This is a genomic window from Tessaracoccus sp. ZS01, from assembly GCF_022342445.1.
GTDB lineage: Bacteria > Actinomycetota > Actinomycetes > Propionibacteriales > Propionibacteriaceae > Arachnia.
This window is the reverse complement of the sequence record NZ_PQFE01000001.1, coordinates 393,259-414,648: the sequence shown is the minus strand read 5'-3', so window position 1 is coordinate 414,648 and position 21,390 is coordinate 393,259. Positions and strand designations below refer to the sequence as shown.

Genomic DNA, 21,390 nt, shown 5'->3' with positions numbered 1-21,390 from the left:
CCACCCTAATGGGCCCGCGTGACAAGGGCGGCAAAAAACCTCGTGCCCACCCGCTGGTCAGCGGGTGGGCACGAGGCACAGGGGTGGAGGTGGCGGGAATTGAACCCGCGTCCTCAAGAGATGTTCCAGGACTTCTCCGGGCGCAGCCGACATTGTCGTTTTCTCGGTCCCTGCACTCTTCGTCGGCAAGTCGCAGACAGACCCAGCATCAGTTAAGTCCCGAGTAGCCCCTGATACGCAAGCTACTCAGCAAGCCTTCTAAATGAGGCCAGGTACCGGACCGAAGGCTCGTCCGGGCTGACCCTTCGGTCGCTGATCAGGCAGCGAGAGCGAAGTCAGTGCTGTTGTTGTTGGCACTTATTGGTTTCCACGCAGCGTTTACGAGATAAACGTGGATCCTCGGCCCGCTTCTCCTGGGACTACCGTCCCGAGTCGAAACCAGTCACCCCCTGTTGAGTTGTTCACACCATTCTAGCGCATGTCAGCGAATCGCCTGCTTCGGCCGCCGCGTCCTGGCGAGCAGGAACGGCTCGAGCCGGCCGGTGCCGGACTGTCCGTTGAACGCACGGACGGACGCCCAGATCGTGCCGCCGAACCAGGCCAGCCACGCCAGGAACATGAAGCCCTCAGCCCCGAACACAATCCCCAACAGGAACGCTGCTGCGGCCACGGCAGCAGCCGTCACTTGCAGACTCAGGGCCCGGCTCGCCTCCCACCAGACCCGGCTACCCGGCGTGGCCACAGCCTTGACGACGACCGGACCGAGGAACCAGGTGAAGAGCCCGGACAGCTGGGTCAGGCCCGCTCCGAGGTTCTCTGCGGGGGCGGGCTGACCGGGCCTCGGCCTGGTGAGCACAGCGGGAGCGATGCGGGCCAGTCCCACCAGGGACCGGTTCAACTCCACGCGGTCGCGGGCGTTCAACGCGAGGTCCAGACGCCGATCCAGTTCCGCCTCATCGATGGAGCGGTCCGCGTAGCAGGCCTGCAGGTGGTCCACTGCACGGTCTCGCTGCTGGTCGGTCACTCCGGGGAACTGCTGGTACTCGCTCATGTATCCATTGTCGTCGGAGGGTCGCCTCGGCAGTACCGGGAAGCACCCTGAAAACGACCCTGGACGGGCCCGGGTGAGGGTCTCAGCGGTTGTTGTACTTGTTGCGGTGCGCCAGGGCCCGCTGCATCTCGCGCTGGGCATCGCGCTCGGCGATGGCGTGGCGCTTGTCCCAATCCTTCTTACCGGTGGCGACGGCGATCTCGACCTTCGCGTAGCCGTCCTTGAAGTACAGGGACAACGGGATGAGCGTGCGGCCGGAGTCGTCGGTGGCGCGGGAGAGTTTCTCGATCTCCTTGCGGTGCAACAGCAGTTTCCGGGTACGCCGGGCCGAATGGTTGCGCCAGGTACCGAACTCGTACTCCGGGATGTTGGCGTTGATCAGCCAGGCCTCGCCCTGCTCATCGACGGTGGCGTACGCCTCCGCGATGGTGGCGCGGCCGGCGCGCAGCGTCTTGACCTCGGTACCCGTCAGAACAAGGCCGGCCTCGAACACGTCACCGATGTGGTAATCGTGCCTGGCCTTCCTGTTCTGTGCGACGAGCTTCTTTCCGGTCTCCCTGGGCATCCGGTAATTAAACCACGCCTCAGTTGAACCAGCCGGACAGCGGGTCCACGACCCGGCCGTTCTGCCACACCATGAGGTGCAGGTGGCAACCGGTGGAGTAGCCCGTGGATCCGACGTAGCCGATGACCTGGCCCTGCTTCACCCGGGTGCCCACGCCCACGATGTAGTTGGTGGCGTGGTTGAAGCCGGTCGTGACATAGGACCCGCGGACATAGCCGTGGTCGATCATCAGGCGGTTCCCGTAACCACGGTTGAAGTAGCGCTCCGTCACGACGCCGTCCGCGGGCGCACGGAGGGGGGCGCCGCACGCCGCGCCGAAGTCGGTGCCATCGTGCAGCTTGCGGTAGCCCAGCACGGGATGCAGGCGCATGCCGTACCTGGAGGTCAGGCGACCCTCGACGGGGCGGATGAAGACGGAATTGTTGCGAGAGGAACTGGATGACTTCTTCGGCGCTGAAACGGCTGCCGCGGCCTGCGGTTTGGGGGCCGGCTTCTTGGCGGCCGCCGCCTTGGCTGCGGCTGTCTGTGCGGCAGCGTCACGGGCCGCCTTGTCGCGGGCAGCCTTCTCGCGAGCAGCCTTCTCTGCAGCTGCCTTCTCTGCAGCTGCCTTCTTCTGAGCTTCGATCCGCTGCTGGATGCGCTTCTCGACGTCGGCGTTCTCGGCCACGAGTTCACGCTGACGCGTCTCCTCGGCAACGACCTGCTGACGGGCGCTCTCTTCGGCCTTGTCCCTTGCGACCACCAGGTCGGCGACCTGGGCCCGCAGCGCCTCGGCCTGCTCCTGCACCGACTGCTTCTCATCGAGCTGACGAGCGGCGGCCTGCCGGGCCTCGTCGGCGACATCGCGGGCGGCGTCGGCGACCTGGCGGGCCTCGTCGGCAGCCTGCTGGGCAGCATCGGCGCGCGATTCCGCGTCCTCGAGGGAAAGGCGGCGCATCTCCAGCTCGTCGAGTTGCACCGCCGAGGAGGTCATGAGGTTCTGGGCCAGTTGCGCACGCTGGTTGAGGTTCGACGCGTTGACGTCGGTGAAGATCAGTGCGAGGTTGACCAGGCCGGTGCTGTGCTGGGTGGTGACCAGGATCTCTTCGTTGAGCCGGCGGTTGACCGACTCGAGGGCAGCCTGGGCCGCTGCGACGTCGGCCTTGGCCTGGTCGAGTTCATGATTGGCCACTTCGAGCTTCTCGGTGGCGACGTCCAGTTCCTGTTCGGCGGTGGCGAGCTCGTCGGCGCGCTGCTCGTCGAGATCCTCCGCGGCGCGGAGTTCTGCCTCGGCCTTGGCCAACTTGGCGCCTGCGTCGGCCAGCTGTGCGCGGGCCACCCGCGCGTCCTCGACGGCGGAGTCCCGCGCGGCTTCAGCGTCGTCGATGACGGATGCCTGGCGCGCGATCTCGCGTTGGAGGTCGGCCTTGCGGTCGGTCAGATCATCAGCCTGGGCTGGTGACCAACTCGCGAATCCCAGGAGGACGGCCAGCACGCCGGCGACGATGCCACGGGACAGACCTGAGATCCATGTGCGAACTGCGGGCTGGGGGGGAAGGTCCCGGTTCACGCTCGTCTCCTTATCAGATACGCAGATATCTTCTGGTTGCGAGCAGCGTCGGGATGATGGCGAGGCCAACACCTACCGCTGCAATGGACACAATGGCAGCCGCCAGCTCTCCCCAGCCAATCCAGGGTAAAGCGGCGATTGAGGTTCTGGCGTTCTGGTCGATGATGAACCAGTACCCCAGCGTGAGGGTTGCCGCGGCGATGACGACACCGATGAGGGCGGCGACCAGCGCCTCCAGGAGGAACGGCAGGAGGATGTAGATGTTCGACGCGCCGACCAGGCGCATGATGCCCATCTCGCGCCGCCGCGAGAACGCGGCCATGCGGATGGTGTTGACGATCTGCAACGCAGCCGCCAGCAGGAGCAGCAGACTCATGGTGATCGTGGCCCACTGCAGGGCGCCGAACCACTTGAAGATGGGCTCCAGGATGGAGTTCTGGTCCTGCACCGCCTGCACGCCCTGGAGGCCGCGGGCCTCGCTGGACACGCCGGCATAGTTCTCCGGGTTGCTGAGCTTGACGCGGAAGGAGTCCTGCATGTCCTCCACGGTGCGCGAGTTGACGGCCGGCGAGTCCCTGAAGACGCGCTGGAACTCAGCCAGCGCCACTTCCTTGGACTCGTAGACCACCTCGGAAACCTCCGGGTTGGCCTCCAGCGTCTGCTGGATGGAGTCGCGCTGCGCGTCGGTGGCGCCCTTGCCGGGCTCGCAGCGGCCGCCCTGGGTGTCCGGGGTGCAGAGGAACACCTGGACGGTGATCTTGTCGTAGAGGGTGCGCTTGGTGAGGTCGACTTCCATCGACGTCAGGAGGCCCGCCCCGAGGAGTGCCAGTGAGACGGACATGGTGACGACAACCGCGATCGTCATGGCGATGTTGCGCTTGAGACCGGACCAGGTTTCGCGAAGTGAATGCCGCATGATGTGTGAACTCTCCCCTACGCCGAGCCGTAGATGCCCTTGGCCTGGTCGCGGACGAGTTCCCCGTCGCGCAGTTCCAGGACCCGGCGACGCATCTGGTCGACGATGGACGAATCGTGGGTGGCCATGATGACGGTGGTGTCGACTCGGTTGATCCGATCGAGCAGTTTCATGATGCCCACCGAGGTTTCGGGATCGAGGTTGCCCGTGGGTTCGTCGGCGATGAGGATCTTCGGGCGGTTCACAAAGGCGCGGGCGATGGCGACGCGCTGCTGCTCGCCACCGGAGAGTTCCTCGCAGGGCCGGTCCTCCTTGCCGGCGAGGCCGACCATCTCGAGGGTGTCCGGGACGACGCGGCGGATCTCCCGGCCGGGGCGCCCGATGACCTGCAGCGCGAACGCCACGTTTTCATAGACGGTCTTGCCGGGGAGCAGCCGGAAGTCCTGGAAGACCGTGCCGATCTGGCGACGGAGCCCGGGGACCTTCCACTGTGCGAGCGTGCTGAGGTTCTTCCCCGCGACGTACAGGGTGCCCTTCGTCGGGCGGTACTCGCGGAGGATGAGTCGCAGGAAGGTCGACTTGCCCGAACCCGACTGCCCGACGAGGAAAACGAACTCTCCCCGGGCGATCTCGAGGTTGACGTTCCTCAGGGCAGCACGTTGCTGTCCTGGATAGAACTTCGTGACGTCCTCGAACGTGATCACAGGGGCACTCCGGCGGTTGGGGAAGAAGCTGAGAAACTCTCAGCGCGAACGAGTCTAGGTGAGCTGGGCTCCCCACTGCCCAGCGACACGCCGTGGGTCAGGCGCCCGTCTCGGCCTGCTTGCGCCAGCGGATGCCGGCGTCGATGAAGCCGTCGATGTCGCCGTCGAAGACTGCCTCCGGGTTGCCCACTTCGTGCTCCGTGCGCAGGTCCTTGACCATCTGGTACGGGTTCATGACGTAGGAACGCATCTGCGCACCCCAGGAGTTGCCGCCGTCGCCCTTGAGCGCGTTCATCTCCTTCTCGCGCTCCTGACGCACCCGCTCCAGGAGGCGTGACTGGAGGACCCGCAACGCGGCGGCCTTGTTCTGCAGCTGCGACTTCTCGTTCTGGCAGCTCACGACGATCCCCGTGGGGAGGTGCGTGATGCGGACGGCGGAGTCCGTGGTGTTGACCGACTGCCCACCGGGGCCCGACGAGCGGAAGACGTCGATGCGCAGATCCGCCTCGGGAATGTCGATCGAGTCGGTCTCCTCCGTGACGGGGAGCACCTCTACGCCGGCGAAGGAGGTCTGGCGGCGGCCCTGGTTGTCGAAGGGTGAGATGCGCACGAGCCGGTGGGTGCCCTGTTCGACCGACAGCGTGCCGTAGGCGAAGGGCGCCTTGATGGCGAAGGTGGCCGACTTGAGCCCCGCCTCCTCGGCGTAGGACGTGTCGTAGATCTCGGTGGGGTACCCGTGGCGATCCGCCCAGCGCAGGTACATCCGCATGAGCATCTCGGCGAAGTCTGCGGCGTCGACGCCACCGGCCTCGGCACGGATGGTGATCAGGGCGTCACGCGGGTCGTAGTCTCCAGAGAGCAGGGTGCGGACCTCGAGGGCCTCGATGTCCTTGCCGAGCTTGTCCAGTTCGCGGAGGACCTCTGCGGTGGTGTCGGCGTCGTCCTCCGCCTCGGCCAACTCGAGCATCAGTTCCGCGTCGTCGAGACGCGAGCGGAGACCGACGAGCCGGTCCACCTCGCCCTGCTTCGCGGAGAGCTGGCTGGTCACCCGCTGTGCGTTCTCCTGGTTGTCCCAGAGGTCTGGGGCCGCCACCTGCTCCTCGAGTTCGGCGATCTCGGCGCGGACCTTGTCAAGGTCCGCGACGGCCTCGATGGAATCGAGGGAATGGCCGAGGTCGGCAAGGCGGGAGGAGAGATCATCATTAGCCACAATCGATCATTCTACCCCGCGGCGCTGGTTTCGCGCTGTCCAGCGTGTTTGCCGGGAGCCGGCCCAAGCTCAGGTAAGACTGGAGGCAATGTTTGGGCACGCCCCTGACCAGCGGTTATTGTCGCAGCCGACGGCCTGACAGTGACAACACGATGAAGGACGAGACTTGATGAAACGGATCGGCGCAGGACTTGCGGCGTTGCTGACGGCGACGTTGGGCATCGTGGCACTGCCACAGACCGAGGCGGCCGCAGAGGTGGATGTCTACACCACGCCCGGCATCCACCTCCTCAACGGACGCGAATGGCGCACCAGCTGCGAGCCCTACTCCTCGACGGTTGACCGCTGCCGAGCCGAGATCAAGGCGACGGTGGTGAAGGTCGAGGCCGGCCAGTTCGTGGAGGTCACCGACTGGGCCTTCAACAACCTCACGTACAAGCCCAGCCCCCGCTCCAATTGGAAGGGCAACCCGCTCGGGGAAGCCGGCGACTACGTCATCGACGGGCGGCAGTGGCGCACGGAGTGCGACACCGCACAGACCGGCAACAACGCGTGCCGCAGCTACATCCTGACCACCGTCTACGGGGTCAAGACCATGACCCCGCGCACCTACGAGCAGTCCAACCAATGGGTGTTCAACAACATCGTGCGCTTCAGCGTCGCGCCCCCGCCGACCGTGCCGCCCAAGCCCACCTTCTGCAACGCCGCCCCGCTGCCGGCCGGTTTCGCGCTTACGGACACGGGTCGCCCCTACGTCATCAAGGCGCCCTACACCCCCGTCGACATGTACAACCCGACCTCGATCAGCAACTTCATCAGGAACACCTCCAGAGCCAGCAACGACGCGACGACGGCCAAGGCGCGCGAGGACCAGAAGTGCCTGGCGCTGCTCGCTGCGGGTCACCTCATGAACGGATCGGAAACCACCAGGAACGCCGCCGGTGAGATCGTGCGCTGGTTCCCGTACATGTTCCGCTTCAGCGCCAACCCCACCACGGACGACCTGACGGCGCCGTGGCATTCCGGCCTCGCGCAGGGTGGCGTCCTCACCACGTTCACCCTGCTGACCGACCTGACCGGTGACCGCTCGTGGCTCACCCGCGGCGCGGAGACGTTCCGCAGCTTCGAGGTGCCGGTGTCGGAACCCGGCGGCATCCTCAACCGCGACACCGAGCACGGTTTCCTCTGGTTCGAGGAATACCCCACCACCAAGAACGGCCAGCCGCTGCCCACCACCGTGCTCAACGGCCATTTGGAGGCCCTCATCGGGCTCAACCTGTGGCACCGGCGCATGGTCGCCGAGCAGTCCGCCGGCCGCACCCCCGTCAGCCAGCCGGCTGAGATCAAGGCCCTCGTCGACGAGGCCCTCAGCACGTTGGAGCCCATGCTCAACGTGCACGAGGTGGACATCGACGGCGGCACGCTGACCAGTTACGACGCCGTGCGGGGCTATCCCGCCGCACCGCTGCGGGTCAATGGCCCGTCGACGTTGAAGGTGACCTCCGCCGCCCTGAATAACAAGGCGGTCACGCTCCCCCGCACCTCGGACACCTGGGACCGCGACGCCTACCTCGTCAACGGCACCTTCGCCACGGTGAAGGACGGCATGCCCGAGGGCTGGACAAGGCTCGGAAGTTCCACCTACTCAGGGCCCACGGGCGGCTACTACCGCATCCGCTCGGGCGGCAACGCCTGGCAGGGCCTGGAGTTCGGTTGGGCCGAGAACCCGGACAAGGGCATTCCCTCGAGCTGGCTGCAGGACGTCGCCGGCAAGCCCATGACGCTGACCATGCGCGCCTCCATCTCCTACCCCAGCGGCAAGGCCGGGGCCTCAGGTCGCATCGCGCTGTACGAGCAGTGCGGCGCGGACGTGAAGCTCCACTACGAGAACGTGCTGCGCGGCAGCGGGCAGTGGGCCGACTACACCTTCGGCTTCAACGCCCCCAAGGCCGGCTGCAATCTGCGGGTGCAGTTCATGGTGAGCCCCTACAACCGCGACGACACCGTCTTCCTCCTCGACGACGTGCAGCTCAGCTCGCAGCAGACCATCGGCTCGTCCCTGAAGCCCGCCTACGACCTGAAGGTCTACCGCACGCCGGAGAACATCCTGTCGCTGACTGGTTCGGGCAGGGCCACGGTCCAGGCCCACTACAACGGTCGCTGGCAGGATTTCGCCACGGTCGACCTGACTGCGGAGCGCGTCGACATCGTGATCCCGGAGCGGTTCACCGGCCGCAACATCCACCTCGGCTACCACGAGACCCACGTCGGTGAACTGATGGCGCTCTACCGCGCCTTCCCGCAGCACGGGTACCTGCTCGAGTACGCCCAGCGCTGGGCGCCCATGGCGCCCTCCGTGCACCACACGGTGCCCAAGCCCACCACCACCACTTCCAGGGTGGGCACGAGCACCATGAGCATCGAGAGCGTCATCGACGAGGCCTACGAGTACCCGCTCGTCGACCAGTTCACCGGTCTGCCCTACGAGGAACTCGAGATGCTCGACGAACTCGCGAAGCCGGCGAAGTGATGCGGCGCCTCGGCACCATTCTGGTGGCCGCCGTCGTCGCGTTGCTGGGCGTCGTGGTTCCCACTCCCGCCGCGGCCGACGTCGACGTGTACACGACGGAGGGGACGCACAACGTCAACGGCCGCCTGTGGCGCACGGACTGCTCCATGTACTCCACCACCGTCGAGCGGTGCCGCACGGAGATCCAGGCCACGACCGTGACGTTCAGCGGGAGCCGCTACGTCGAGCAGCGGGGATGGGTGTTCAACAACCTCACCTACAAATCCAGCCCGCGGGCCTCGTGGTCCTTCATGAACCCACTGGTCACCCCCGGCGACCACACGGTCAACGGCCGACGGTGGCGCACCGAGTGCGACACCGCCTGGACGGGTTCCGGGGGCTGCCGCTCCCAGCTCATGGCCACCGTGATCGAGAAGGGCTCCACCGGGCAGTACCAGACGGTCAACAAGTATGTGTTCAACAACATCGTGCACGTCACCCCGGTGCCGTGCGTGGTCTCCCAGGCCCAGCTGCGGGCCGATGTGAAGATCCCCACCACCGTGCTGCAGGGCTGCACGAAGTCTGCACAGAACGCCACCTGGGCGGCCGTGGACTTCCCCGTGGTGTTGCCCGACGGCTACCGCTTCATGTCCACCGCGTTCTACCGGCTCTCCGGCAGCACCTGGCGGCTGGCCGTGCGCAGCAGCGCGAACTGGCAGATCTGCCAGTGGGCCCGCGACAACGGCGCCCCGCAGGACCTGGTCACCAAGCACCTCGCGTTCTGCGCGTCGTGAACCCGGTGTGCGCCGAACGCGATCGCCTGTCACAATAGGGGTCGCCGTTCGGCGTTTCGGGCGCATAGCTCAGTTGGTTAGAGCACCTGCCTTACAAGCAGGGAGTCGGGGGTTCGAGTCCCTCTGCGCCCACCATCCCCGACACCGAGACGAGGTTGAGCGATGAATGCCACAGACTTCTCCATCACCCGGTGGACGATGCGGCATTCCGGCACGAACGGCTATGTCTCGTCCTGGGGACCCATGCTCTCCGGCGTGACTCAAGTGGCCGCCCCCTAGTCCCGATCGCCCCTTGCGGGCCGGTCGGGCGATGCTTTCCTGGCGATCCGACCGAGAGACACCCCCATGGACAACACCCGACGCTTCTTCCCCCGTTACGGCTCCTTCACCGAGGCGCTGCGCATCGGCGCGGTCCTCCGCAAGGAGACCGTCGGCGGCATCCTGCTCGTTGCAGGCGCCGCCCTTGCCATCATCTGGGCCAACTCGCCCGCCGCGGAGTATTACTTCGCGCTGCGTGACTTGGAGATCGGCTACGAACCCTGGCACCTGCGCCTCAGCATCGGCGCGTGGGCCGCCGACGGGCTGCTGGCCATCTTCTTCTTCCTGGTCGGGCTCGAGTTGAAACGCGAGTTCGTGGCCGGCGACCTGCGCAGCGTCCGTACGGCCATGGTGCCGATCGCGGCGGCTGTCGGCGGCGTGGTTGTGCCGGCACTCATCTACGCGGCGATCGTGCGTCCTTATCCGGGGCTCCACCACGGTTGGGCCATCCCCACGGCAACGGACATCGCGTTCGCTGTGGCGGTGCTGGCGATCATCGGATCGCACCTGCCCTCTGCCCTGCGGATCTTCCTCCTGACGCTCGCAGTGGTCGACGACCTCCTGGCCATCAGCATCATCGCGATCTTCTACACCGACAGCGTCCACTTCGTGCCGCTGCTGCTCGCGCTGCTCGCCATCGCTGTCTACGGGTTGGTCGCGCAGCGCTACCGGGGGTTCTTCGGGCTGCGACCAGCCGCTGCCTGGTTCGTCCTGCTGCCCATCGGAGCCGTCGCCTGGGCACTGATGCATGCCTCCGGCATCCACGCGACCATCGCCGGCGTCCTGCTCGGCTTCACCATCCCGGTGCTGCACCGCAGCAGCGCACCGCCCGAGGTGCAATCGCGCGCCGGCCTCGCCGAGGAGTTCGAACACCGCTTCCGCCCCCTGTCCGCAGGCTTCGCGGTGCCCGTGTTCGCGTTCTTCTCGGCAGGGGTGGCGCTCGGCGGCTGGGACGGCATCAGGGAGGCCGCCATGCACCCGCTGACGCTCGGAGTTGCGGCCGCCCTGGTGTTGGGCAAGCCCATCGGCATCGTGACGACGACCTGGCTCATCACGCGGGCCACGCGGACCAACCTGGACCCGGCGCTCCGATGGACCGACCTGATCGGGGTGGGGTTGCTGGCCGGCATCGGTTTCACCGTGTCCCTGTTGGTCGCGGAGCTGAGTTTCGAGGCGGGCACCGTCGAACACGACACCGCCAAGGTGGCCGTCCTCGGCGCCTCCGTCATCGCCGCGATTCTGGCCTCTATCCTTCTCAGCGTGCGCAACGGCCGGTACAAGAGGATCCAGGCCCGCGACCAGAGGGACGCGGACCGCGACGGCGTGCCCGACGTCTACCAAACGGGACCAGAAGACATCACCTGATGACGCGGAGATTCCCAGGCCGGGCCGCCCTCCTCGCCGCCATCGCGGGGGTGGCGGGAGTCACCACCGGAGCAGGCTTTGAGCCGCTCGGGTGGTGGCCGCTGTCCATCCTGGGAGTGTTCGTGCTCGGTGTCACGGTGCGTCGGGCCCGCACCTTCCCGCAGGCCATGGTGGTGGGATCCGCTTTCGGGTTCGGCCTGGCCGGACCGGCCCTCGCCTGGATGTCCGTCATCAGCGACGCGGCCGCCGTCGGGCTCGTCCTGCTCACGGCCTCCTGGTACAGCGGCCTCGGCGCCCTGCTCCACGTCGCCAACCGCAGCCGGTGGTGGCCGCTGCTCGCCTCGGGCGCTTGGCTCGCCGTGGAGTATGGGGCCGCCCACTTCCCGTTCGGCGGCTTCGGCTGGCTGCGGCTGGGCTACGCGATGATCGACTCGCCACTGGCGGGTCTGCTCCCCGTCGTCGGCGTCGCGGGAACGAGCCTTGCCGCCGCTCTGCTCGCCAACCTCGCCGCCTGGCTCGTGGTCGGACGATCCTGGCGCCGCCTCGTCCCCGTCGTGGTGGGAGTCGCGCTCGTCGCGACTGCGGCGGCACTGGGCGGCGCGGTGCCACCGGCACCCGCCGATCGCATTGCCGAGGTCGGTTGGGTGCAGGGCGGCGCCCCTGGGGGTGGCGTGTACGGGTTGGGTCCGCTGAGGAGCACCACGAGCAACCATGTCGAGGCCACGACGGACCTCGCCGCCGCGATCGCGGCAGGCAGCGAGAGCCGGCCGGATTTCATCGTGTGGCCCGAGAACTCCACCGACCTCGATCCGGGCACTGACCCCGAGACCGGCAGGCTGGTCGAGACCGCGCTCGCCACCGTCGGGAAGCCCATCCTCGTGGGCGCGATCCTCGACGGGCCGGGCGCCGACCAGCGGCGCACCGCGAGCCTCTGGACGACCCCCGACGGGGAGGTCGGCCCCACCTACGTCAAGCGGTCCATCGTCCCGTTCGGTGAATGGATCCCCTTCCGCGACGTGCTCCTCCCCCTCATCCCCGACCTCCGCTACGTCGGTAGGCAGTCCGTGGCGGGGGCGGAACCAGGGCTGCTGGACGTCCGCCTTGCGGACGGCACGACGGTGACCCTGGGGGTGCTCGTGTGCTTCGACGTCGCGTTCGACGACGTGGCCCACGACCTGGCCGGCGCAGATCTCCTCGTGGTGCAGAGCAGCAACGCGATGTACCAGGGCACGGCCCAGATCGAGCAGCAGTTCGCGATCACGCGGGCCCGGGCGGCTGAGTTGAGGCGCGAGGTGCTGGTGGTCACCACCAGTGGCGTCTCAGGGGTGATCGACCCCTATGGCCGGGTGACATCACGGGAGACCGGCCCGGGCGCCGCCTACGGGGTGGAGAGCCTCCCCGTGCGCAGGGGGACCACCCCGGCCTCGTGGCTGGCCGGTCCGCTCGACCTCGTGGTGACCTCATTGGCCGTCCTGTGGCTGCTCGGGGTGGCCATCGCGCCGAGGAGCAGGGCGTGGAGGAAGGTGTCCCCCGCCAGTTCCGGGTGATAGGTCGCGGCGATGATGGTGCCTTGACGCACCGCGACCGGCTCGCCGTCCCTGGCGGCGACCACCTCAACGTCGGGCCCGGTCTCCTCGATGCGCGGCGCGCGGATGAACACCCCGCGCGCCGTGGCACCGCCCCGGAGATCCAGGTCCGCCACGCCTGAGGCAAGTTGGGCACCGTAGGCGTTGCGTCGGACCGTCACGTCCAGGCCACCCACCGTCGGCAACCCTGCCAGGGCTTCGGGATCTGCCACCCGGTCCGCCAGGAGGATCAGTCCGGCGCACGTTCCGAGGACGGGCAGGCCGTCGTCGACGCGTCGCCTGATGGCGCTGAGCAGCCCCGAGGGACGGGCCAGCCGCGCCATGGCTGTCGACTCTCCCCCGGGCAGGACCAGCGCCCCGACGGTGTCCAGATCCGACAGCGTGCGCACGCGCACGGCGGAGGCGCCGAGCCGTTCGATCAGCTCGACGTGCTCCCGCACTGCGCCTTGAAGGGCGACGACACCGACGATCACCAGCCGCGCTCCGCGAGGCGGTGCGGCGCGGCGAGGTCGGAAACGTTGATGCCGACCATGGCCTCACCCAGCCCCCGGGAGGCTTCCGCGATGGCCGCGGGATCGTCGAAGTTCGCCGTGGCGGCGACGATGGCCTGGGCCCGCTTCTCAGGGTTGCCGGACTTGAAGATGCCGGAGCCGACGAACACACCGTCGGCGCCCAGCTGCATCATCATGGCGGCGTCCGCCGGAGTGGCCACCCCACCGGCGACGAACAGCACGACGGGCAGCTTGCCGGCGCGCGCCACGCTGCGGACCAGCTCGAACGGTGCTGCCAGTTCCTTGGCGGCGACGAACAGCTCATCCTCGGACTTGGCGCCGAGCTCCCGGATCTGGCCCTTGATGGTGCGCAGGTGCTTCATGGCCTCAGAGACGTCGCCGGTGCCGGCCTCGCCCTTGCTACGGATCATCGAGGCACCCTCGGTGATCCGACGCAGCGCCTCCCCCAGGTTGGTGGCGCCACAGACGAACGGCACGGCGAAGCGCGACTTGTCGATGTGGTGCACGTAGTCAGCCGGCGAGAGCACCTCTGACTCGTCGATGTAGTCGACACCGAGGCTCTGCAGCACCTGGGCCTCCACGAAGTGCCCGATGCGGGCCTTGGCCATCACGGGGATGGACACGGCGTCGATGATGCCGGAGATGAGGTCCGGGTCGCTCATACGGGCCACGCCCCCCTGCGCGCGGATGTCGGCGGGTACGCGCTCCAGCGCCATGACGGCGACGGCGCCGGCGTCTTCCGCGATGCGCGCCTGCTCCGGGGTGACGACATCCATGATGACGCCGCCCTTCAGCATTTCGGCGAGGCCCTTGTTGACGACGGCGCGGTCTTCGGTGGTCAGGTTTTCGGTCATGGTGGCAATCGTCGCGCTCCGGAGCTGGCCCAGTCCAGATCCAGTTCCCACCAGTTGGAGTGGGCCAGTTGTCCGACGGACGCGGTCAACGAAGTACATTGGAGCCCGCGCTGGACTTGAGGAGGTGGCATGGCCAACCCGTATGGACGTCGTGGCCTTCCTCCCGAAGAGGCGGTCCCCGCACCACCACAGCAACCATCGCCGCCCCCGCGGCCGTCCCCCAGGCCGGGCAGCCCCCGCCGCGGGATCGCGCCCCAGGATGACGGCCGCGACGGCGACACGCGACGGGCGTGGTTCACCGTCGCCATCCTCCCGCTGGTGATCGCCGCGGTCGTCGGCGTGCTGTGGCTCGTCTTCGGCGAGCGTGGCGACGGCGGTACCACCGCCGTGCCCGCCCCGGTCACGCAGAACTCCGAGCAGCGCACCCCCAGCGCCACGCCGTCGGAGGAACCTTCGGTGGCGCCCAACGAAGCCCCACAGACACCCGCTGAGGGCGAGCCCAGCCCCACACCGGCCGCTGACACGACCACGGCCGCCCCCGCACCGGCGGAGAGCCCCCAACTGCCGACGGGGCCGGAGGAGGAGCCCAGCCCGGTGTCGTCGACCCCAGGGGGCGTCCGGCTCGAACTCAACGGCACGGTCCTCGACATGCCCCCCGGCTGGCAGCTCTACGCGGACGAAGTGGTGCAGGACGAGCGGCGGCTCGTCCGCATCCGTGAACTGGCCACCGACGTGCGGATCCAGGCCGTCAGCCTCACCAATGTCACCGGAGCGCTCGACGAGGCCTGCCTGGAGCTCATCAGCGACCACCGGCAGCTGTTCACCGGCGTCGCCGAGGGCCTACCGGTCACCGTCCCCCTGACCGGCCAGGGCCAGGGCGTCTCCTGCAACTTCACCGGCACCCGCGCCAGCGACGGGGTGCCCAACCGGGTGGAGTTCACCATGTTGCAACTCGACGACGGCACCACGCTCGTGTTCCGCGACACCATCCCCTCCACCGTCCCGGAGGATTCGCCCGCGCTCTCGCAGCTGGTCACCATGGAGTGTGCGGCCGCTGAGAGCTTCGGGATCTCGGTGAATCAGTGCGCGCTCACTCCTGGCCAGGCCGACGGCTGAGCTGGTCGAAGACCGGCCGCAAAGCCATCCACCACTGCTCCCGCGGGCGCTGAGCGTCCCAGTCCATCCCATCGGTCACGGTGCGCAGCGGGGCCAACAGCCCCGGGGCCGAGCTCGACGCCGCGACATAGTTCGCCTGGCCGGCCCTGAGTTGCTCGTCGACGTTGGACACCGCTGTATAGGCCAGCCGCGTGGCGTTGATCCTGTCGAACGGCGTCGGGCTACCGCCCTGCTGCACGTGCCCGATGACCGCCTGCCGCACGGAGTAGAGCCCCTTGCCTTCGGCCTCGAAGAGCCGAGCCACGACATCTGAGGTGTAGTGCTCGCTGGCTTCCTCGCCCATCACGGCGAGGTAGAACGAGCGTCCGGACTCGAACGCGTCGACGAGCGCCTCCACGTCGGTGGCCAGCTGCTCCAGCGTCAGGCCCGTTTCGGGCAGGTACGCCTTCTCAGCGCCCCCGGCGATGCCGCCCACGAGGGGCAGGAAGCCACAACCCCGGCCCATCGTCTCGACGACGAACGCGCGCTTGCTGGCGGATGCCGACATGCGCACCATGTCGATGGAGTCGACGACAGTGTTGAGCGCGGTGTCGGCGCCCACCGCCATGGGCCAGGAGGGCAGGTTGTTGTCGATGCTGGCCGGCAACAGCGCAATGGGGATGTTGAACGCGGGATAGCGCTTGCGTTCGCGTTCCATCATGTCGACGGTGGCGTAGGCGTGGAAACCGCCCATGACCAGCAGGGCGTCGACGCGGAACTCCTCCAGGGAACGGGCCATGGCGTACAGGTCCGTCTCTGTGGGTACGTAGCGGCGCGTTCCGAAGGCGGCGCCACCGGTGTTGGCCATGCCCTCCACGTCGTGCCAGTACACCTCGTGCAGGTCGCCGCCGACCAGGCCCGGGACCCCGCCCTGGACGGCGAGCATGTGGTAGCCACGGTCCAGGCCGGAGCGGACCGCCACCCTGGCCAGCTGGTTCATTCCCGGTGCGAGCGCGCCGGCGTGCATGATCGCGATGCGCTTGGCGTCAGGCGCCATCTCGACGGTGGGCCGGGCCTCTGTCAGCACCCGGTAGATCTCGATCATCGTGGTGAACCCGACGCCGCGGGAACGGACCGCGGAGTCGTACTCCCCGGCCTCGATGAACGCCCCGATCCGGTGCGTGTCCTCCACCGCCTTGAGCAGCGGGACGGCGATCACCCTGTCACGGTGCACGCCGACGAGCACCGGCTCGGTGTCCTCGTCGGCCAGCAGTACCTGGCGGACCGCCTCGACGCCACACGCGGTGGCCATCCAGCGGTCGTACGCTGACGGCGTGCCGCCGCGCTGGACGTGGCCCAGGATGGTGATGCGGGCCTCCTCGCCGGTGCGCTCGCGCAGCACTTCCTGGACGCGTTCCGCGGTGATCCGTACACCGTCACGGTCTGCGGCGCCCTCGGCGACGACGATGATCGAGTCGCGCCGGCCGGCTTCGCGGCCCCGGGCCAATACCTCCGTCATCCGGTCCTCCCACCCGGCACGCGGCGGGGATTCTGGGAGGAACGTGTAATCGGCGCCGCCGGCGATGGCGGTCATGAGCGCCAGGTAGCCGCAGTGCCTGCCCATCACTTCCACGACGAAGGTGCGACGGTGCGACTCCGCGGTGGAACTGATGGCGTCGATCGCCTCCGTGATGCGGTGCATCGCGGAATCGGTACCGATCGTCATGTCGGTGCCCACCATGTCGTTGTCGATCGAGCCGACGAGGCCGGCGATCCGCAACCGTGGGTGGGACATCGCCTGTTCGGCGCTGATGCGCCCGGCGGCCCGCAACTCCTCGATGTATTCGGGCCACGCCAGGCACAGCGCCCGGCTGCCGGTCAGCGACCCGTCGCCGCCGATGACGATGAGCCTGTCGATGCCCCGCTCGATCAGGTTCTCGACGGCCTTCAACTGGCCCTCGCGGGTCTTGAACTCCACGGAGCGGGCGGTGCCGATGACGGTGCCGCCCTTCGGGAGGATGCCGGAGACGTCGCTCCAGCTCATCTGGGTGATGTGGGCGCCACCTGCGATGGCGCCCTGCCAGCCCTCCTTGATCGCGAAGACTTCAGCTTCTTCGTGGATGCCCGCCCGCACAATGGCGCGGACTGCGGCATTCATGCCCTGCGCATCGCCGCCAGATGTCATGACGCCGATGCGGGCCGTCATCGACGTCCGCCCTTGGGGCGCACGACCTTGGTGGCCTGCCAATCAGATGCGACGTTCGCCGTACGGGTGAGGGAGAGCCCGGCGATGGTGACTCCTTCGGCCACGGAGGCCGCGTCGATGAAGCCGGAGCGTCCGACCTTGGGGGTGAGCAACCAGATGTAGCCCTCGTCGCCGAGGTCCGTCATGGCGTCGACGAGGCCGTCAGCCACGTCTCCGTCCTCGTCGCGCCACCACAGGATGGCGACGTCCACTGCCTCGAGGGGGTCTTCGACCATCTCCGCATCAATGGTGTCCATGATGTCGTCACGCAGGTCGGCGTCGACGTCCTCGTCCCAGCCGAGTTCCTGAACGACCATCCCGGGTTCGAGCCCGAGTAGGTCTGCTCCAGCCATCCCTTCGTGCGTGGGGTCCTTGTCTTGTGCGATATCCACGCCCCAAGCCTGCCAGATGCGGCGCGGGATTTCACTTGGGGCTCAGTTGCGATGCAAAGGCGGGACCGGTCTGATCGACCGGCCCCGCCTTTCTGCGGCTACTCAGGCAACCTCAGGAGTCGCCACCGGCGTTGCCGGAGGTGCCCGCGGTGACGTCGTCCAGGCGGTACTTGTCGTACGCCTCGCTCGCCCATTCCTGCGGGATGTCGCCCTGGTGGGCGAGCTGCTGCAGGACGGCCACGGCGACCGACGGGCCGTCGATGTGGAAGAAACGACGGGCGGCCGCGCGCGTGTCGGAGAACCCGAACCCGTCGGCTCCGAGCGTGGTGTAGCTGCCCGGTACCCACTGGCGGATCTGATCCGGCACGGCGCGCATGTAGTCGCTGACCGCCACGACGGGGCCGGGGCGGCCTTCGAGCTTCTGCTCGACCCAGATCTTCTCGTGCTCGGCGAACGGTTCCGTGAACTTCTTCGCCTCGGACTCGAGGCCCTCGCGACGCAGCTCACCCCAGGAGGTGACCGACCAGACGTCGGCGACGATCCCGTAGTCCTTTTTGAGGAGTTGCTGGGCCTCGAGGGCCCACGGCACGCCGACGCCCGAGGCGAGGATCTGAGCGCGACGTGCGTCTTCGCCCACGCCGTCGAAGTCGCCGGGCTTGAGGAGGTACATACCGCGGAGGATGCCCTCCACCTCGACCCCCTCAGGCTCGGCGGGCTGCACGAGGGGCTCGTTGTACACCGTGAGATAGTACATGACGTCTTCCGGCTGCTCGCCGTACATGCGACGCAGGCCGTCCTTGACGATGTGGGCGATCTCGTAGCCGTAGGCCGGGTCGTAGCTGACCACCGAGGTGTTGGTGGAGGCCAGGACCGGCGAGTGACCGTCCATGTGCTGGGTGCCCTCGCCGGTCAGCGTGGTGCGCCCGGCGGTGGCGCCGATCATGAAGCCGCGCGCCAACTGGTCAGCGGCTGCCCAGATGGCATCGCCGGTGCGCTGGAAACCGAACATCGAGTAGAAGACGTAGATCGGGACCATGGGCTCGCCGTGGGTCGAGTAGGACGACCCTGCGGCGGTGAAGGCGGCGACCGAGCCGGCCTCGTTGATGCCCGTGTGCAGGATCTGGCCGTTCTTGGCCTCGCGGTAGCTCAGGAACAGCTCGTTGTCGACGGGCGTGTAGTTCTGGCCGTGTGGGTTGTAGATCTTGATGGTCGGGAAGAACGCGTCCATGCCGAAGGTGCGCGCCTCGTCAGGAATGATCGGGACAACGCGGGGAGCGAACTCCTTGTCGCGCATGAGGTCCTTCAGCAGACGGACGAACGCCATGGTGGTGGCCACCTGCTGGTTGCCGGAACCCTTGCGGGACGATTCGTAGCTCTTGTCCGGCGGCAGCGAAATGAACTTGCGGTCGCCACGACGCTCGGGCAGGTACCCGCCCAGTTCCCGACGGCGGGCCTGGAGGTACTGGATGCGCGGGTCGTCCTGACCGGGGTGCAGGTACGGAGGACGGTACGGGTCCTCCTCGAGCTGCGCGTCGGTGATGGGGGCGTCGACGCGGTCGCGGAAGCCCTTGAGGTCGTCGAGCGCGAGCTTCTTCATCTGGTGCGTCGCGTTGCGGCCGGCGAAGTGCTTGCCGAGGAAGTAGCCCTTGATGGTGTGGGCGAGGATGACCGTCGGTGCCCCGGTGAACTCGGTGGCGGCCTTGTAGGCGGAATACACCTTGGTGTAATCGTGGCCACCGCGCGAGAGGCGCCAGATCTCGTCGTCGCTCCAGTCCTTGACCATGGCCGCGGTGCGCGGGTCACGCTCGAAGAAGTGCTTGCGGACGTAGGCTCCGTCGTTGGCCTTGAAGGTCTGGAAGTCACCGTCGGTGGTGGCGTTCATCAGGTTGACGAGCGCACCCTCGGAGTCGTTGGCCAGCAGCGGGTCCCAGCCGCGGCCCCACACGAGTTTGATGACGTTCCAGCCGGCGCCGCGGAAGAAGGCCTCGAGTTCCTGGACGATCTTGCCGTTGCCGCGCACCGGGCCGTCGAGTCGCTGCAGGTTGCAGTTGACCACGAACGTGAGGTTGTCGAGCTCCTCGTTGGCAGCGATCTGGAGGGCGCCACGCGATTCGGGCTCGTCCATCTCGCCGTCGCCGAGGAACGCCCAGACCCGCTGGTCCGAGGTGTCCTTGATGCCGCGGTTGTGCAGGTAGCGGTTGAACTGCGCCTGGTAGATGGCGTTGATGGGCCCGATGCCCATCGACACCGTCGGGAACTCCCAGAAGTCCGGCAGCTGGTGCGGGTGAGGGTAGCTGGGGAGGGCGCGCAGGTCGCCGTCGACGAAGTGGCTCTTCTCCTGGCGGAAGCCGTCGAGGTCGTCCTCGTCGAGACGGCCCTCCAGGAACGCGCGGGCGTACATGCCCGGCGATGCGTGACCCTGGAAGAAGATCTGGTCGCCGCCGCCGGGGTGGTCCTTGCCGCGGAAGAAGTGGTTGAAGCCCACTTCGTAGAGGGTGGCGGACGAGGCGTAGGAGGCGATGTGGCCGCCGACGCCCACGCCCGGGCGCTGGGCGCGGTGCACCATGATGGCTGCGTTCCAGCGGAGCAGACGACGGATGCCGCGCTCGAGCTTCTCGTCGCCGGGGAAGGCGGGCTCGCGGCTGGCGGGGATGGTGTTGACGTAATCCGTACCGGTCAACGACGGCACGCCGATGTGGCGCTCACGCGCGCGTTCCAACAGCTTCAGCATCACGTAGCGGGCGCGGTTGCGGCCGCCCGCGTCGATCACACCGTCGAGGGACTCCAGCCATTCGGCGGTCTCCGCGGGGTCGATATCGGGCAGATTGGTGGGCAGCCCATTGAGAATGGGTCCGGCCTCGTTCTGACTCACGAAGTATTCCTCTCGATGTCGGCAGGTCAAGCGCCAGAGGCGCGATGGCTCAACATTACCGCGCAGCGGCGGTTGTGATATTCACCCTATCCACCGGTTGACCCTGCCGCTGCCGACCGACGTCAACGGTGCCGGTTGGAGTGCCTCAGGAGTTCCTCCGCAGGCCAGGTCGTGATGATGCGGTCCGGGTGGATGCCGGCTTCGGTTGCCCGGGTGGCCCCCAGGGGCAGGTAGCCCAACTGGTCCGGCGCGTGCGCGTCGGTACTGATGGCGAACAGGCAGCCGATGTCGTTGGCGAGCTCCAGTAGTTCGAGTCGGGGATCGGCCCGGTCCGGCCGCGAGTTGATCTCGATGGCGACGCCGAACATTTCGCAGGCGGCGAACACCAGGTCGGCGTCGAAGCGTGACTCGCCCCGCCAGGAACCGTCGGAGCGGCGTTTCCGGCCGGTGCAGTGGCCCAGCACGGTGGTGTGCGGGTTGGCGACGGCGGCGATCATGCGCCTGGTCATCGTGGCTTCGTCGTCGTCGAGCCTGGAGTGGACGGAGGCGACGACCACGTCCAGCCGGGCGAGGAGGTCCGGCCCCTGGTCCAGGGCGCCGTCAGAGAGCACGTCGACCTCGATGCCCTTGAGGATCCGGATCTCGCGCTGCTCCTGGATCTCGTCGATCTCGTCCCACTGGGCCAGCAGGCGCTCGCGGCTCAGCCCACGGGCCACCTTGAGGCGCGGCGAATGGTCCGTGATGGCCAGATACTCATGGCCCAGCGCCTCCGCGACTGCGGTCATCTCCGCGAGGCCGGCCCCGCCGTCGGACCAGGTGGTGTGGGTGTGGAGGTCGCCGCGCAGTTCCATCC

16 protein-coding genes, 1 tRNA gene, 1 other RNA gene and 1 pseudogene are annotated in these 21,390 nt (G+C 67.8%); 6 read left to right on the top strand and 13 right to left on the bottom strand.

Going from position 1 to position 21,390, the window contains the following annotated elements; genetic code table 11:
* Positions 1 to 81: 81 nt before the first annotated feature.
* The 7 genes from ssrA to prfB all read right to left on the bottom strand — a co-directional run bounded on the left by ssrA (position 82) and on the right by prfB (position 5,995).
* Positions 82 to 450: a transfer-messenger RNA gene (ssrA, locus tag C3E87_RS02015) on the bottom strand.
* A gap of 31 nt (positions 451 to 481) precedes the next feature.
* Positions 482 to 1,051: a DUF1707 domain-containing protein gene (locus C3E87_RS02010; RefSeq protein WP_076058690.1), complete on the bottom strand. Its 570-nt coding sequence runs from the start codon at positions 1,049 to 1,051 to the stop codon at positions 482 to 484.
* Positions 1,052 to 1,133: 82 nt separating this feature from the next.
* Positions 1,134 to 1,616, bottom strand: a complete 483-nt coding sequence (gene smpB, locus C3E87_RS02005) for an SsrA-binding protein SmpB (protein WP_076058688.1) — start codon at positions 1,614 to 1,616, stop codon at positions 1,134 to 1,136.
* 19 nt (positions 1,617 to 1,635) lie between these two features.
* On the bottom strand, positions 1,636 to 3,165 hold the full coding sequence (locus C3E87_RS14800; RefSeq protein WP_076058686.1) for a M23 family metallopeptidase: 1,530 nt from the start codon (positions 3,163 to 3,165) through the stop codon (positions 1,636 to 1,638).
* Between the two features lie 13 nt (positions 3,166 to 3,178).
* The gene (gene ftsX, locus C3E87_RS01995) at positions 3,179 to 4,081 is read right to left on the bottom strand and encodes a permease-like cell division protein FtsX (protein ID WP_233120664.1); all 903 of its coding nucleotides are present in this window, start codon (positions 4,079 to 4,081) and stop codon (positions 3,179 to 3,181) included.
* 17 nt (positions 4,082 to 4,098) lie between these two features.
* On the bottom strand, positions 4,099 to 4,785 hold the full coding sequence (gene ftsE / locus C3E87_RS01990; RefSeq protein ID WP_076058684.1) for a cell division ATP-binding protein FtsE: 687 nt from the start codon (positions 4,783 to 4,785) through the stop codon (positions 4,099 to 4,101).
* Between the two features lie 97 nt (positions 4,786 to 4,882).
* Entirely contained in the window at positions 4,883 to 5,995 is a 1,113-nt protein-coding gene (gene prfB, locus C3E87_RS01985; RefSeq protein WP_076058682.1) for a peptide chain release factor 2, read from the bottom strand.
* A 169-nt stretch (positions 5,996 to 6,164) separates the two neighbouring features.
* Between prfB and C3E87_RS01980 the strand changes: the two genes are divergently transcribed.
* The 5 genes from C3E87_RS01980 to lnt all read left to right on the top strand — a co-directional run bounded on the left by C3E87_RS01980 (position 6,165) and on the right by lnt (position 12,528).
* Positions 6,165 to 8,525, top strand: a complete 2,361-nt coding sequence (locus C3E87_RS01980) for a D-glucuronyl C5-epimerase family protein (RefSeq protein ID WP_076058680.1) — start codon at positions 6,165 to 6,167, stop codon at positions 8,523 to 8,525.
* The gene (locus C3E87_RS01975) at positions 8,522 to 9,298 is read left to right on the top strand and encodes a hypothetical protein (RefSeq protein ID WP_143570852.1); all 777 of its coding nucleotides are present in this window, start codon (positions 8,522 to 8,524) and stop codon (positions 9,296 to 9,298) included. Before C3E87_RS01980 ends, C3E87_RS01975 begins: the two co-directional genes overlap by 4 nt.
* 58 nt (positions 9,299 to 9,356) lie before the next feature.
* Positions 9,357 to 9,433: transfer RNA gene (locus C3E87_RS01970), tRNA-Val, on the top strand.
* A 210-nt stretch (positions 9,434 to 9,643) separates the two neighbouring features.
* Complete coding sequence (nhaA, locus tag C3E87_RS01965) at positions 9,644 to 10,981, top strand: Na+/H+ antiporter NhaA (protein ID WP_076058675.1); 1,338 nt, start codon at positions 9,644 to 9,646, stop codon at positions 10,979 to 10,981.
* Positions 10,981 to 12,528: an apolipoprotein N-acyltransferase gene (lnt, locus tag C3E87_RS01960; protein WP_076058673.1), complete on the top strand. Its 1,548-nt coding sequence runs from the start codon at positions 10,981 to 10,983 to the stop codon at positions 12,526 to 12,528. Before nhaA ends, lnt begins: the two co-directional genes overlap by 1 nt.
* A 17-nt stretch (positions 12,529 to 12,545) precedes the next feature.
* On the opposite strand, the pseudogene pdxT reads toward lnt, so the two are convergent.
* Both pdxT and pdxS read right to left on the bottom strand, forming a co-directional pair.
* Positions 12,546 to 13,007: pseudogene (pdxT, locus tag C3E87_RS01955) on the bottom strand (pyridoxal 5'-phosphate synthase glutaminase subunit PdxT); the annotation flags it as partial.
* 29 nt (positions 13,008 to 13,036) lie between these two features.
* Complete coding sequence (gene pdxS, locus C3E87_RS01950) at positions 13,037 to 13,933, bottom strand: pyridoxal 5'-phosphate synthase lyase subunit PdxS (RefSeq protein WP_076058670.1); 897 nt, start codon at positions 13,931 to 13,933, stop codon at positions 13,037 to 13,039.
* 129 nt (positions 13,934 to 14,062) lie between these two features.
* Between pdxS and C3E87_RS01945 the strand changes: the two genes are divergently transcribed.
* Entirely contained in the window at positions 14,063 to 15,049 is a 987-nt protein-coding gene (locus tag C3E87_RS01945; protein ID WP_143570850.1) for a hypothetical protein, read from the top strand.
* On the opposite strand, the gene C3E87_RS01940 is transcribed toward C3E87_RS01945, so the two are convergent.
* From C3E87_RS01940 to C3E87_RS01925, 4 genes are all read right to left on the bottom strand, one after another.
* On the bottom strand, positions 15,024 to 17,234 hold the full coding sequence (locus C3E87_RS01940) for a 6-phosphofructokinase (protein ID WP_076058665.1): 2,211 nt from the start codon (positions 17,232 to 17,234) through the stop codon (positions 15,024 to 15,026). The two genes, C3E87_RS01945 and C3E87_RS01940, sit on opposite strands and share 26 nt — an antisense overlap.
* On the bottom strand, positions 17,231 to 17,626 hold the full coding sequence (locus C3E87_RS01935) for a DUF3052 domain-containing protein (RefSeq protein ID WP_076058662.1): 396 nt from the start codon (positions 17,624 to 17,626) through the stop codon (positions 17,231 to 17,233). Before C3E87_RS01935 ends, C3E87_RS01940 begins: the two co-directional genes overlap by 4 nt.
* 151 nt (positions 17,627 to 17,777) lie before the next feature.
* A complete protein-coding gene (gene aceE, locus C3E87_RS01930) occupies positions 17,778 to 20,537 on the bottom strand; it encodes a pyruvate dehydrogenase (acetyl-transferring), homodimeric type (protein WP_083665316.1) in 2,760 nt (919 codons plus the stop codon).
* Between the two features lie 122 nt (positions 20,538 to 20,659).
* Positions 20,660 to 21,388 (bottom strand): PHP domain-containing protein, encoded by a 729-nt coding sequence (locus C3E87_RS01925; RefSeq protein ID WP_076058658.1) that lies wholly within the window; start codon positions 21,386 to 21,388, stop codon positions 20,660 to 20,662.
* Positions 21,389 to 21,390 lie beyond the last annotated feature (2 nt).